This window comes from Mesorhizobium sp. Root102 (genome assembly GCF_001425625.1).
Classification (GTDB): Bacteria; Pseudomonadota; Alphaproteobacteria; order Rhizobiales; family Rhizobiaceae; genus Mesorhizobium.
The window spans coordinates 45,738-59,483 of sequence record NZ_LMCP01000021.1; the positions used below are offsets into that span (position 1 = coordinate 45,738).

12 protein-coding genes are annotated in these 13,746 nt (G+C 64.2%); 7 read left to right on the plus strand and 5 right to left on the minus strand.

Translation table 11 applies throughout. The features are described from left to right. Nucleotides 1–3 precede the first annotated feature (3 nt). Entirely contained in the window at nt 4–1,851 is a 1,848-nt protein-coding gene (locus tag ASD12_RS18210; protein WP_244482886.1) for a branched-chain amino acid ABC transporter ATP-binding protein/permease, read from the minus strand. 14 nt (nt 1,852–1,865) lie between these two features. Continuing rightward, nucleotides 1,866–3,032 (minus strand): FAD-binding oxidoreductase, encoded by a 1,167-nt coding sequence (locus tag ASD12_RS18215; RefSeq protein WP_056588957.1) that lies wholly within the window; start codon nt 3,030–3,032, stop codon nt 1,866–1,868. Between the two features lie 145 nt (nt 3,033–3,177). Here ASD12_RS18215 and ASD12_RS18220 point away from each other — a divergent pair, with 145 nt between their 5' ends. Genes ASD12_RS18220 through ASD12_RS18240 form a run of 5 tightly spaced genes read left to right on the plus strand, consistent with a single transcriptional unit; the run spans nt 3,178 to nt 8,177 of the window. Next, nucleotides 3,178–4,116: a MurR/RpiR family transcriptional regulator gene (locus tag ASD12_RS18220; protein ID WP_056588960.1), complete on the plus strand. Its 939-nt coding sequence runs from the start codon at nt 3,178–3,180 to the stop codon at nt 4,114–4,116. After that, nucleotides 4,113–4,760 carry an isochorismatase family cysteine hydrolase gene (locus tag ASD12_RS18225; protein WP_056588963.1) on the plus strand — a complete coding sequence of 216 codons (648 nt, stop codon included), beginning with the start codon at nt 4,113–4,115 and terminating at the stop codon, nt 4,758–4,760. The genes ASD12_RS18220 and ASD12_RS18225 overlap by 4 nt, the downstream gene beginning before the upstream one ends. Continuing rightward, nucleotides 4,757–6,079, plus strand: coding sequence for a glutamine synthetase (locus ASD12_RS18230; RefSeq protein ID WP_056588966.1), 1,323 nt, complete (start codon nt 4,757–4,759; stop codon nt 6,077–6,079). Before ASD12_RS18225 ends, ASD12_RS18230 begins: the two co-directional genes overlap by 4 nt. After that, the gene (locus ASD12_RS18235) at nt 6,079–6,864 is read left to right on the plus strand and encodes an N-formylglutamate amidohydrolase (protein ID WP_056588970.1); all 786 of its coding nucleotides are present in this window, start codon (nt 6,079–6,081) and stop codon (nt 6,862–6,864) included. Before ASD12_RS18230 ends, ASD12_RS18235 begins: the two co-directional genes overlap by 1 nt. After that, on the plus strand, nt 6,861–8,177 hold the full coding sequence (locus ASD12_RS18240) for an aspartate aminotransferase family protein (protein WP_056588973.1): 1,317 nt from the start codon (nt 6,861–6,863) through the stop codon (nt 8,175–8,177). Before ASD12_RS18235 ends, ASD12_RS18240 begins: the two co-directional genes overlap by 4 nt. A 308-nt stretch (nt 8,178–8,485) precedes the next feature. Here the strand turns inward: ASD12_RS18240 and ASD12_RS18245 are convergent, their stop codons facing one another. Further along, nucleotides 8,486–9,505, minus strand: a complete 1,020-nt coding sequence (locus ASD12_RS18245; protein ID WP_056588977.1) for an isopenicillin N synthase family oxygenase — start codon at nt 9,503–9,505, stop codon at nt 8,486–8,488. 451 nt (nt 9,506–9,956) lie between these two features. On the opposite strand from ASD12_RS18245, the gene ASD12_RS35400 reads away from it, so the two are divergent. After that, complete coding sequence (locus ASD12_RS35400; RefSeq protein WP_056588986.1) at nt 9,957–10,238, plus strand: hypothetical protein; 282 nt, start codon at nt 9,957–9,959, stop codon at nt 10,236–10,238. A gap of 251 nt (nt 10,239–10,489) precedes the next feature. Here the strand turns inward: ASD12_RS35400 and uxuA are convergent, their stop codons facing one another. Continuing rightward, a complete protein-coding gene (gene uxuA, locus ASD12_RS18260) occupies nt 10,490–11,674 on the minus strand; it encodes a mannonate dehydratase (RefSeq protein ID WP_056588989.1) in 1,185 nt (394 codons plus the stop codon). A gap of 100 nt (nt 11,675–11,774) precedes the next feature. On the opposite strand from uxuA, the gene ASD12_RS18265 reads away from it, so the two are divergent. Continuing rightward, a complete protein-coding gene (locus tag ASD12_RS18265; RefSeq protein ID WP_056588992.1) occupies nt 11,775–12,560 on the plus strand; it encodes an SDR family oxidoreductase in 786 nt (261 codons plus the stop codon). Nucleotides 12,561–12,598: 38 nt separating this feature from the next. Here the strand turns inward: ASD12_RS18265 and ASD12_RS18270 are convergent, their stop codons facing one another. After that, on the minus strand, nt 12,599–13,585 hold the full coding sequence (locus ASD12_RS18270; RefSeq protein WP_244482887.1) for a hypothetical protein: 987 nt from the start codon (nt 13,583–13,585) through the stop codon (nt 12,599–12,601). Nucleotides 13,586–13,746 lie beyond the last annotated feature (161 nt).

The window sequence follows — 13,746 nt, forward strand, 5'->3', positions numbered from 1 at the left end:
GGTCTATGCGGTCTGGTCTGCGGTCGCTTGATCTGCGGTCTTGGCGCGGGCCGTGCGGCTGCCGAGATAGGCGGCGATCACGGCAGGGTTCTTCTGGACGTCGCCGGGCGTGCCGTCGGCGATGACGCGGCCATGATCGATGACGACGATGCGCTCGCACAAATTCATCACCAGCCGCATGTCATGCTCGATCAGCACCACGCCGATGCGGCGCTCGGTGCGAACCGCCGACAGGATGGAAACCAGTTCGGCGGTCTCAACGGCGTTCATGCCGGCGGCCGGCTCGTCCAGCAGCAGGAAGCGCGGCTTCAACGCCAGGGCGCGCGCCACTTCGAGCCGGCGGCGCTGGCCATAGGCAAGCCTGGCGGCCGGCTGATCGGCAAATTTCTCCAGCCCCATTCGCGCGAGCTCGCCCATGGCCGCCGCCTCGGCATGGCCAAGATCAGGTTCCACCTGGCGTGCGGCGACGACGACATTCTCCAGCACGGTCATGTGCGGGAAAACGCGGATGTTCTGGAAGGTGCGGGCAACGCCGGAGCGGGCAAAGCGGAAGGCCGAGGCCTGCCGCACCGCACCACCCACCGACACGGTGCCGGCACTTGGCTGGACATCGCCGGCCAACATGTTGAGCAGCGTCGTCTTGCCGGCGCCATTGGGGCCGATGATGCCGGTGATGCTGTCGGTCTGAAAATTCAGGCTGACGTCATCGACAGCAACAACGCCGGCATAACGGCGCGACAGATGGTCGGCGGTGAGCCGGTCACTCTCGACATGCTGCGGAGGTGCCGCCGAAGCCGTCACGGCCTGACGTCCGGACCGGCGCAGGAGGTTCAGTTCACGCTCGCCGAAAAGACCGGTCGGGCGTCGCCAGATGACCAGGATCATGGCGATGGCCAGCACGCCCTGGGTCAAGCCGAACAGGACAGGCAGATGCAGGCCGAGCACCTCGCCGCCGCCTTCGAAGCGGCGCACCACTTCGACCAAAACGATGGTGACGATGACGCCGGCGAAGGCGCCGAGCGACGAGGTCATGCCGCCGACGATCAGCATGGCGAGCATGGTGAAGCCGAGGTCGAAATAGAAATCGCGTGGCGAGAAGGCGCCAAGGAATTGCGCCATCAAGGCACCGGCGGCCATGGCGGCAACGACACCCGCCACCCAGGCGGCCAGACGCGCCGTGCGCTGGTCGACGCCGACGGCGGCCGCACCACGCTCATCATTGGCGGCGGCGCGGGTGGCAAGGCCGAAAGAGGTTTCGCGGAACAGCCTCGCCGCCACCAGCGCCACCGAAGCGACGGCGGCGGCCGTCCACAGCCCGACTTCGCGCGGCACGCCGTAAAAGGGTTGGCTGCCGCGGGTGATCTCGCGCCCGGCGACCAGCAGCGTGTAAACAATGATCAGCATGGCCAGCGTGGCGATCGAGGCGCTCGATCCGGAAAGCCTGAGCAGCGGCGTGCCGGTCAACAGGCCGATGATGACAGCCAGGACCAGGACGACGGCCAGCGCCGCGAAGAAAGAGAGTTGGTGGCCGGCGAGGAACTGCGGCAGGTCGCGCAGTGCGGTTTTCTGCAACGCGGTCGGCATGGTGAGAATGCCGGTGGCGTAGGCGCCGAGACCGACAAAGGCCGCCTGGCCGAACGAGACGATGCCGCTGTTGCCGGAGAAGATCTGCAGGCCAAGCACCGCCGTCAGCATGATCGCGGCATAGGTGACCACACGTTGCATGGCGGCGCCGCCGAAGACAAAGGCGGCAAGCGCCACCAGCAGCAGCACCGCCACCATGCACAAGGCATCGGCCGTGGCGTTGCGAAACGCGGCCGGCATGAAGCCGCGTGACTTGCTCTCGCTCATCGTCACCGACGCCATCACGCGGCCTTGAAGCGGCTGGGCGAAAACGGCGCCAGGATCGGCTGCGCGCCCTCGGTGACCAGCCTGGCGACGGCCTCGCCGACGGCCGGACCGGTCTTGAAACCGTGGCCGGAGGACCCCGCCGAAACGACCAGCCCTTCGACATCAGGCATGGCCCCGATGACAGGCAGGTCGTCGGGGCTCATGTCATAGAGCCCGGCATAGCCGGGCCGGATGCCGAGTTCGGCCATGGCCGGCACACGGGTGGCGAAGGTCTCCAGGATCTCGACCGATTCCGATTCCTCGACACCTTCCATATAGTTGTCGGGATTTTCGACAAAGCGGGGACGGCCGGCGTGTTCGTGGCGCAGGCCGGTGCCGCCGCCGGCCCAGGTGCCGGCCAGGATAACGCCGTCATTGTCGGGCCGCGCATAGTTGCAGGAGATGTCGTCGCACCAGGCGAATGGCATGACCTTGCGAGCCCTGCCGGCTGCGTCGAGAACGGCCATCGGATGGCGCTCGACATGCAGCGGCAGATCAAGGCCGACCGTCGCCAGCAGCCGGCGCGTCCATGGCCCGGCGGCCAGAACGACGGTGTCGGCCTCCAGCGCCGTTCCATCGGTCAATGTGACGCCGGTGATCCGATCGCCCTGCCGCTGAAGGCTTTCGACAAGGGTGTTCTGCATGATCCTCGCACCGTTGGCGCGGGCGGCACGAGCGATGGCGTTGGTGGCGCCGAAGGCATCGGCATAACCAAATTCCGGCTCCCACAATGCCAGCGCTACATTGTCCAGGGCAAAGCCGGGCGCGGCGTCGGCAAAGGCTTGTGGAGACAATGTCTCGATGCGCGCGCCCTGGCCGCGAATGCGTTTGGCTGCCGCCGTCCAGCTTGCCTTGTTGTCGTTGCCGCAGACCCACATCATGCCGACCTCGGTGACAAAGGAACCTTCGCCCGCGATTTCCGGCAACGACACGAGGATCTCGCGGCCACGGATGGAAAGCTGCGACAGCTCCGGCATCAGGTAGAAGGCGTGCAGCAGCGCCGACGATTTGCCCGACGGGCCGCCGGCCGGGTGGGTCTGCTCGACCAGCGTGACCTTCACACCGGCCTTGGCCAGATGATAGGCGGCGCTCGATCCGACAATACCCGCACCGACGACGATGACGTCGCTTCCGTTTCGCATGGCTGTTCCCCACAGTCTCTTGGCCGCTTTCCGACAAGGTAGGGCCAGCGATCACACGATGTCAATATCTCTTCACTGTTGACCAATATTTAAATCTCTGTAATAAACTCGACAAAACAAGAGAACACGGATTTCGGGGAGGCCCATGGCGATACGCGATGTTCTGATGCGCGGGGATCTCACGCTGACGCCGTCGGAGGAGAAGATCGTCCGGCTGCTGTTGACGGACTATCCGACCTCCGGCCTTGGCACCGCTTCGTCGCTGGCGCGGCGCGCCGGCGTCAGCGATCCGACCGTGGTGCGGCTGGTGATGAAGCTCGGCTATGAGGGGTTTCCGGATTTCCAGGCAAAGCTTCTGGCCGAGGTCGAGGCAAGACTGCATTCGCCGCTGCTGATGATGGAGGCCAAGCGGCAGAGCGGTTCGAACGACAGTGCCGTGCTGGCCTATCTCGATAGCGTTACCACGGCCTTGCAGAAAGCCACCGCCGCGACCCCGGTCCAGACATACGAGCGGGCGGCCCGTCTGCTGATGGAGGCCAAGGGCGAGGTCGTGCTGGTTGGCGGCCGGTTCAGCCGCCACATAGCCGGCATGCTTGCCGGCTATCTCGTGCAGTTTCGTCCCAAGGTTCGCGATCTCGGTGTGCTCTCGCCACAGACTTTCGACACACTGGCCGACCTCGACCGGCGCGACGTGCTCGTCGTCTTCGACTACCGCCGCTACCAGCTCGATGTGATGGCCTATGCAAAACAGGCGGCGGCGCTCGATGTGCGCATTGTCCTGTTCACTGACCAGTGGCTGTCGCCGATCGCCGATCTCGCCGAAGTCACGATCGTCAGCCCGCTCGAAGTGGCCTCGCCCTACGATACGCTGGCGCCGGCGATCGCCCAGATGGAAGCCCTCACCGCTCATATTGTTTCGACGCTGGACGACGACGCTCGTGCTCGCATCGAGCGGCTTGAGAAGGTGCGGCATGCCAATGCCGTAACGCTCGACAGCAACCCGCAAGAGAACGGCGCGGGTCATACACCCGGACCACGCAAGACACCGGGACCCAAATCAGCAAAGCAGGACGACAAAGCATGACCCAGGCCCTACCCAGACGAAACGAAGCCTTCCGTGCCGGCGAAACGGCGCTGCTGCTCGTCGATATGCAGCGCATCTGGCTGGAGCCGGGCGCCGATCCGTCGCATCCGGAGCGTGGGCCGGATCACTATTTCTACCGGCAGACATCGTCGCAGACGATCCCCAACCAGGAGCGCCTGCTGGCGGCCGCGCGGGCCAACGGCGTCGAGGTTCTGCACACCATCATCCAGAGCCTGACCGAAGACGGCCGCGACCGCTCGCTCGACCACAAGCTGACACCGATCCATGTCGCGCCCAGCCTCGCCGAGGGCCTGCCGGTGGCGTCGCTGGCGCCGGTCGGCGACGAGATCATGCTGCCGAAGACGTCGTCGGGCATCTTCAACTCGACCAATGTCGACTATCTCCTGAAGAACCTTGGCATTCGCTATCTCGTCGTCGTCGGCGTGCTGACCGATCAATGCGTCGACATGACGGTGCGCGACGGCGCCGACCGCGGCTACCTCGTCACCTGTGTATCGGACGCCTGCGCCACCATCACGCAGGAACGCCACGACATGGCGCTCAAGGCCTTTGGCGGATATTGCTGGGTCACCGACACCGACACCGTCGTCGACCGCTTCAACGCTTTGGGAAAAACGGCATGACATCGAGTGTCGAGCCTCTGGTTGCCGTCGTCACCACGGATCTCTCCGCCGTTACGCGGGGCCGCTTCGTTGCCGAAAGCAAGCTGCAGAAAACCGCCGCGACCGGCGTCGGCTGGCTCCAGGCCAATCTGTCGCTGACGCCGTTCAACTCCATCGTCGATCCCAACCCCTGGGGCTCGTCGGGCGACCTGCGGCTGATCCCCGATCTCAAGGCGCGTTTTCGCACGACACGCACCGGATCGGCGACGCCGTTCGACATGGTCGCCGGCGACATCGTCGACCTCGATGGCAGCCCGTGGCTCGGATGCACGCGCACGATGCTGAAAAATGCGCTGGTCGAGCTGAAGGACGCGACCGGCCTGTCGGTCATCGCCGCCTTCGAGCATGAATTCCATGTCGCCGACGGCGGCTTCGCACCGGCACATTCGATGTCTTTCGCCGCACTGCGCCGCGCCGACCCGTTTGCGCCCAATCTGATGGCAGCGCTGGAGGAGGCAGGCGTCGCGCCCGAAGTGGTCATCGCCGAATTCGGCGACGAGCAGTTCGAGGTGACGCACGAGCCGGCGGACGCGCTGACGGCAGCCGACCGCGCCGTCGCCATCCGTGAAATCACGCGCGAATTGGCGCGCAATGCCGGCTGGCGTGCGAGCTTCGCGCCCAAGACTGCGCCCAATGCCGTCGGCAACGGCGTCCACATCCATTTCAGCTTCGTTGACGAGGCCGGCAAGCCGGTGACTTACGATCCGGCGCAACCCGGCGGCCTTTCCGCCAAGGCCGGCGCCTTCTGCGCCGGCGTGTTGCGTCATCTGCCTGGTATCACCGCCATGACGGCGTCGAGCGTGTCGTCTTACTACCGGCTGAAGCCGCACAGCTGGAGCTCGTCCTACACCTGGCTTGCCGACCGAGACCGCGAGGCGTCGTTGCGCATCTGCCCGACGGTGACGATAGGCGGACGCGATCCGGCGCGGCAATACAACATCGAATACCGGGCCGCCGACGCCACCGGCAATCCCTATCTGTCGCTGGCGGCGGTCGTCCGCGCCGGACTGGAAGGGCTGAAGGCGGAGCTGCCGTCGCCGCCGCTGGTCACCGGCGACCCGACACTGATGAGCGAGGCGGAGCGGGCAAAGCTCGGTCTCGTGCGCCTGCCCGAAACCCTGCCGGCAGCGCTGGACGCGCTTGTGGCCGACAGCACTGTGACGGGGTGGTTCGCGCCTGTCTTCATCGAAACCTTCGTTGGCCTCAAGCGACACGAGGCAGAGCGCCTTGCCGGTCTCGATCCGGCTTCCATCTGCGATCTTTACCGGACGCTCTATTGATGACTGCACAGACTGAAAAAGAACTACCCGCTCAAAGAGATTGGCCCGACGCCGTCGAGGTTCTCAACGAGCAAGGCCATTCCGATATCGTGCTGTTGTGCGAGCATGCGTCCAACCACATGCCGGCCGAGTATCGGCAGCTCGGCCTCGATGCCAGCCATCTGCAGCGCCATATCGCCTGGGATATCGGCGCCGCCGAGGTGACCCGCCTGCTGTCGTCGAAGCTCGATGCTCCGGCCTTCCTCAGCGGTTATTCGCGGCTGTTGATCGACCTCAACCGGCCGCTTCATACCCAAGGCAGCATTCCGGTTCTGTCGGAAGACACCGACATTCCCGGCAATGTCGGCATCGATGCGACGGAGCGAAACCGGCGTGCCGAGATCATGTTTTCGCCGTTTCATGACCGGGTGGCCGCGTATCTCGACCGCCGGGCGCAAGCAGGCCGGCAGACGCGGATCGTGACGATCCATTCCTTCACGCCGGTCTTCCTCGGTGTCAGCAGGCCCTGGCATGCCGGCGTGCTGCATGACCATGCAAGCGATCTCGCCGAAGCGATCCTTTCGGGCCTGCGCACCGACGCGGCGCTCAATGTCGCGGCCAACGTGCCCTATGTGATCAGCCGCGACGCCGACTACGCCGTGCCTATCCATGGCGACGATCGCGGTATCCCCGCTGTCCTCATCGAGATCCGACAGGATCTGCTGTCGACACGGTCCGGCATCGAGGAATGGGCGGACCGGCTGACGGCGGCACTGCCGGCACTCGAGACGGAAACCGTGTCATGAGCAATCTCAGCCTGCGCGAACGAGACGCCGCGACCATCGCCCAGATCGGCAAGCTGCGTTTCTCGCCGCTCAGCGTCATCGGCGGCCGGGGCAACCGGCTGATCGAGGAAGGCGGCCGCTCCTTGCTCGACCTGTCGGGATCGGCCGGTCCGGCGGTGCTCGGCTACGGCCATCCGGCTGTTGTCGAGGCGGTCGAGGCATCGATCCGCAACATGGCGGGCGCCAGCTTGCTGCTCTACCCGAACGAGCCCGCCGTATCGCTGGCCGAGCGACTGCTGGCAATCACGCCCGGAGAAGGCGAACGGCGCGTCTGGTTCGGCCATTCCGGGTCGGATGCCAATGACTGCGCGGTGCGCGTGCTGGAGGCGGCCACCGGCCGTTCGCGCTTCATATCTTTCATCGGTTCCTATCACGGCAACCTCTCGGGCTCTATGGGCATTAGCGGCCACACCGCCATGACCCACACGCTGCCGCGGCCGGGCGTGCTTCTGCTGCCCTACCCCGATCCGTTCCGGCCGAATTTCAGCGGCGAGGACGTGCTTGCGCTGCTCGACTACCAGTTCGAGACCACCTGTCCGCCACATCAGGTCGCGGCGGTGTTCATCGAGCCGCTGATGTCGGATGGCGGGCTGATCGTGCCGCCATCCGGCTTCCTCAAGGCGTTGCAGGAGCGTTGCCGCAAGCACGGCATCAAAATTGTCGTCGACGAGGTCAAGGTCGGGCTCGCCCGCAGCGGCCTGATGCACTGCTTCCAGCATGAAGGATTGACGCCCGACCTCGTCGTCTTCGGCAAAGGCATCGGCGGCGGCTTGCCACTGTCGGCGGTGATCGGTCCAAAGCAGATCATGGATCATGCACCGGCCTTCGCGCTGCAGACGACCGCCGGCAACCCGGTGGCGACATCGGCCGGCAACGCGGTGCTGAAGACGATCGAGAGGGCAGGCCTGGTCGAGCGCTCGGCGCGGATCGGCACGCTGTTTTCCGACGCGCTGCGGGCACTCGGCGCCAAGCACGAGATCATCGGTGACGTGCGCGGGCGCGGTCTCGCCATCGGCGTCGACCTGGTCAAGGACCGGGCGACGCGCGAACCCGTTCCAGCCACGACCACGGCCAAGATCATCTATCGCGGCTACGAACTGGGCGCGGCCTTCACCTATGTCGGGCTGAAGGCGAATGTGCTGGAGTTCATGCCGCCGCTGACGCTGACGGAAGACGAGGTGACCGAGGGCGTGGCCATCGTCGACCAGGCGATCGCCGACGTGAATGCTGGCAAGGTCTCGGATGCGGACGTTGCCTCCTTCATGATGTGGTGACCGGGAAACTGGCCACGCAAATGCTGGCGCAAACGAAGACGCGGACTCTCGGGAAGGTATTCTGTTCTGCCGCGCCGGGCTTTTGCATGTCAGTTTTGCGCCCGAGACCCGGGACAAAAAATGGCCGGGCTCGAATGCGGCCCGGCCAAAAGAAGGTTAAAACCTTCAGAGGGGAACACCGTCCAGCGGAATGGGAGGAAACCGCCGAACGATTTTACCTGTTTGAGCTTATTTCAAAGCCTTGGCGACGAATGACATTCCAAAAAACATACAAAATGGCAAAAATTCGTGCGCCGTACTGTGGAGCCTCACGAGCCCGCAGCTCCGGTCTCGAGAAGATCGGCATAGTGGCGGCGTGCCACGTCGGGATGTGAACGCAGTCGGCTTTTGAGCACATTGGTGCCGACATCGCGAAACAACGGGTTGTCGGGATCGCTTGCCGGTCCGCGCGCCTGGGCCGCCAATTCCTCGGAAAGGCCGAGAAGCGGGATGGTCGCGTCGAGCCGCGCGCTGAAGAAGAAGGGAACCGAAATCCGCTCGACGCCGGCAGGCGGCGTCACGACGCGGTGGACAGTCGCGCGCAGATATCCATTCGATGCCAGTTCGAGCAGTTCACCGATGTTGACGACCAGCGTTCCGGGGAGCGGGTCCACATTGACCCAGCTTCCGTCGTACTCAACCTGCAGCCCCTTGTTGTCGTCCTGCAGCAGCAGGGTCAGGAAGCCGCCGTCCTTGTGCGCGCCGACGCCCTGGTCGCCTTCGGTCACGTCACGGCCGGGATAACGCACGATCTTCATGCGATGGTTGGGCGAGTCCCGGTAGATCGCGTCGAAGGCATCCTCCGGCTGGTCAAGCGACAGCGCGAAGGCCTTCAGCAATCGGATCGCCACCGCCGTCGCCTTGGTCTGCCATGCCAGCAGCGCCGGCTTGAGCTCCGGCAGTGCAGACGGCCACTGGTTCGGCCCTTGCAGCCGTGTCCACGGTGCAATTCCGGGTCCCTGCGCGATGGGCTGGCGCTCGACGCCAATGTCGAGTTGCTCACGCCAGTCGGCCGTGCCCTTGGTCAACTCACCGCCGGCACGGGTGTAGCCACGAAACTGCTGGGATTTGACCATTTCGATCGCCAGCTTGTCGGCCTCCGGCAATGCGAAGAACCGGCGCGAGGCATCGAGCACGTCGTCGATCTCCGAGGCGGAAATTCCGTGGCCGCTGAGGTAGAAGAAGCCGACGTCCCGGGCCGCCGTGCGCAGGTCCAGGAGAAAGGTACGATATTCGGACGCACCTTGTTCGAGACGGCTCAGGTCAAGCACCGGCACAATTCTGGGCATGGTCAGGTTCCTCCTTTTCTCCGCCTTGCCTGGGAGAAATAGAAGCGGGCACCGGCAAGAGCTTCGAGCACGAATGGCGTCTCCAAAATGACACGCGAGGCGTGCCGATCAAAGCAAAAGACAGTCCAATCTGGGTCGAATGGAAGAACGTCAGCGCTGCATATTATGACCTGTCGGCAAATAACGTTCCCAACAGGTATTTTGTCCGCAATGCATCTCGTGGGCCGCCTTTCGAGCGCGACTTGGCCATGGGCCACACGGACCGCGATTGGTTCGCGGCCTGTCAGCCAGTTCGGGTTGGGCCTAGGTTGGATCGCATTGATTCAATTAGCAATCAGAGAGGCCGACGCGGTGCATCCAAAGAATGCGGCACGCGCCGCGCTTGTCGTCGTCTCGACACCGGACCAGGCGCTGCCTGGTGTCGGGGTCGCCCCATTGGCGCGGCTTCAGCATGGCTGAGCTCACGATCGGCTTTGCTCATGCCGCCTACCGGCTGGGTGACGAGTTCCTGACACGCGGGCAACCCATGCCCAGCTTCGAGGTCCGCAACAGTGCCGAACTGGAGCAGCGCGTCGCCGAGGCCGATGTCCTCGTCGTCTCCGGCTTGTGGCGCAACGAGCTGGCGGAGCGCGCACCCAAGCTGCGGCTGATCCAGTCGATCAGTGCCGGCACCGATCAGTTCTCGCGGGCGGTGCTGCGCGAACGCGGCGTCAAGCTCGCCAGCCGGCCCTGATCGAGGCGCTGCGCAGCGGCGAGCCGCTGCCGGCGAGCTCGCCGATCTGGCGCCTGCCCAATGTTCTTGTGACCCCGCACAGCGCGGGCGAGACCAGCCACTACGAGACGCGCATCGTCGACATGCTGCTCGAAAACATCGCCCGCGTGGCGGCCGGAGCAGCATTGCTGAACGAGGTCGTATAAGCACGGGGGCGCTAAAACCCCGGCGTGATGGGCGACAAATGCGCCCATCCGAACTGTCAGGACGGCTCAAGCCAGGCCGAACCGCTCGACGGCGCGCATGATGCCACGCAGCTCGGCGAGGCCTTTCAGCCGGCCGATCAGCGAATAGCCGGGATTGATCCTGGTCTTGCCGATGTCATCGGCAAGCAGATGGCCATGGTCTGGTCGCATCGGAATGCGCCAGTCGGCGCGGCCTTCCCTGCGGCGGCGCGTCTCTTCCTGCATCAGAGCCAGGACGACATGCGCCATGTCGGTGCCGCCCTCGAGATGCTCGGCCTCGTAGAACGAGCCGTCATCCTCGATGGTGATGTTGCGCAGATGGACGAAATGGATGCGGCCGGCGAATTCCTTGACCATGGCGACGATGTCGTTGTCGGCGCGCGTGCCATAGGAGCCGGTGCAGAACGTCAGGCCATTGGCGGGGCTGTCGACGGCGTTGAGGATAAAACGCGCATCCTCGGCGGTCGAAACGATGCGTGGCAGGCCATAGAGCGAGAAGGGCGGGTCGTCGGGATGGATGCACATGCGCACCCCCTCCTCTTCGGCCACCGGAATGATCTCGCGCAGGAACCAGGCAAGGTTGTCGCGCAGCTCCTTCGGTCCGATCGCATCGTATTCCGCCAGGGCCTCGCGAAAACTGTCCCTGTTATAGCTGCGCTCGGTCGCCGGCAGGCCGGCGATCAGATTGCGCTCGATCCTGTCGATCGCCTCGCTGCTCAACTCCTTCAGCCGCGCTTCCGCATCAGTGATGCGGGCGGCACTGTAGCTGGCCTCGGCATTGCCGCGCTTCAGCACGAACAAATCGTAGGCCGCGAAATCGATCGCATCGAAACGCAGCGCATAACCCGTCGTCGGAAGCCGATAGGCCAGATCGGTGCGGGTCCAGTCGACCACCGGCATGAAGTTGTAGCAGACCGTCGCGATGCCGGCCTTGGCGAGCGCGCGGATTGAGTCGCGATAGTAGCCGGCGTAGCGCTCGCGTTCCGGCGCGCCGATCTTGAAGGAATTGTGGACCGGGATGCTCTCGACAACCGACCATGTCAGCCCAGCGGCCTCGATGATCCGCTTGCGCTCCAGAATGCTCTCAAGCGGCCAGGCGCGCCCGTCATAGATATCGTGCAAGGCCGTCACCACGCCTGTCGCGCCTGCCTGCCTGACATGATCGAGTGTTACCGGGTCGTTCGGTCCATACCAGCGCCAGCACTGTTCCATTGCCGCTTCCTTTTTGCGAGAGGACGCAACCTATTGTCGGACCACAATGAGTGTCAAACTAGGAACCAGTTTTCGGACAGCAAATGAAGGAGTTCCCGCGATGAAGGATTTCGACGGCAAGGTGGCATTGGTGACGGGGACGACCGGGATTGGCCTCGCGACCGCCAGACGCCTCGCCGCAGGGGGTGCCGCGATCATCGCCTGCGGCATCGACCGTGCGGCCAACGCGGCGCTGCAAGTGGTACTGGAGAACTCCGGAGCCGGGGCGCTGGTCATAGGCGCCGACGTCTCCGTACCGGATCAGGTTCGCGACGCGGTCGCGGCCGGCGTCGAGCGGTTCGGCGGCCTCGATGTCATCGTCAATTCGGCGGCGGTGCATCCGTACGGAACCGCCGTCAGCACCGATTTCGAGACCTGGAACAAGGCGATGTCGGTCAATGTCGGATCGATCTATCTGACCGCGCATTTCGGCATCCCGGAAATGGTCCGGCGGGGCGGCGGCGCCATCGTCAATGTCGCTTCGGTGCAGGGCTTTGCCTGCCAGCAGAATGTCGCCGCCTATGCCACGACCAAGGGCGCCATCCACACGCTGACGCGCGCCCTGGCCCTCGACCATGCGCGCTCCGGCATCCGGGTCAATTCCGTCAGCCCAGGCTCGATCCGCACCCCGATCCTGGAAAAGGCCGCGCGCGGCGAGAACGGCACGGATGCCGATGTCGAGGCCGCCTACAAGCGCTTCGGCGAAGCGCATCCCATCGGCCGCATCGGCGAACCGGAGGAGGTGGCCGAACTCATCGCTTTCCTGTGTTCGTCGAAGGCCGGCTTCTGCACCGGCGCGGACTACAGGATCGATGGCGGCCTGACCGCCGGAATCGGCGTGAAGTAGAGCCATGAAGGTTGGGGCCTGGCCTTGCCGACAGTGAGCTAGCGGAACAGATATTTCGAGACTTCCGGGTTGCCGCGGCGCCACATCACGTTGTCCAGGAAGTAGTGGTGCACGTTGATGAATATCCACGCGATGAAGAGGAAAAGCGACGAGCCGAGCACCTGTTTGTCGTAGGGAACCAAGGCAGTCAGCGCCATCGGCACGAGCCAGAAGCCAAGGGCGCCCAGAATTGTGCCGGCGACGATGAAGGTCAGCACCCGCAGCCTGTAGAGCGGTCCAAGAATGGACAGGATCTTGAATTTCGGATCCTCGACGGCGTCCGCACGGTCGCGCTCGACATTGGTCTGATAACGCCAGACCACCGCGAGGTATTGCAGCGAATGAAGCGCCGGCACCACGAGCAGCCAAAGCGGATTTATCGTCACGAACAGAATCCAGGCATAAAGCGACACGACGTAGGCGACGACGCCGTTATACGGCAGCGCGCCACCGTGCTTGCGCCAGCGAACGACGAACATCACGGCGGTGGCCGCGGAGGAAGCAGCGGCGACTGCGAGCGCGATGTTGAGGAGCCATGGCGGGACAGCGAATGTGTAGTAATCCAGGCCCCAGAACTGCCTTTCGGTGATCACCACATTTGTCTGAAGCCAGGCGAACAGCCACACGGCATAGCCGTTGAACAGCAGTACCTTCTTGTCTTGATCCTTGAAGAACCTGCGCTTCAGCACGGCGTCCACCATCAGCATGCCGTAGCCTTGCTTGACGTAGTGCCAGCCCACGAAAAAGCCCATCGCATTGGTTGCATATCCCAGCAGGCGAGCGTTGCCGGTTACGGAGCCATAGGCAAAGAAAGCGCCCATGATCAGCGGGACCGCAATGCCCGCGATGATGTAGCGGATCTGGAGATTCCTGTCGTATCCGTCGCCGCGCACCTTGCGCGCGAAATTGCGATAGAAAATCTGATAGGAGTGGGCGAAGTGCGGCTGGTTGATGAGATGCGACAGCAGGAACGCCGTCAGCGCCACGAGGCCTTCGTATTTGAGAGGCACAAAATACAGGACCGGCAGGATCAGGAACGCGCTTCCGCCTAGAGCCTTTCACGTTTTGACGGAAGCATAGCCTGCGTTTTGGAAGTAGTTCTTGCATTCGGCTGCCTCGATGGTTTCGACGAGGTGGCCGATGTGGC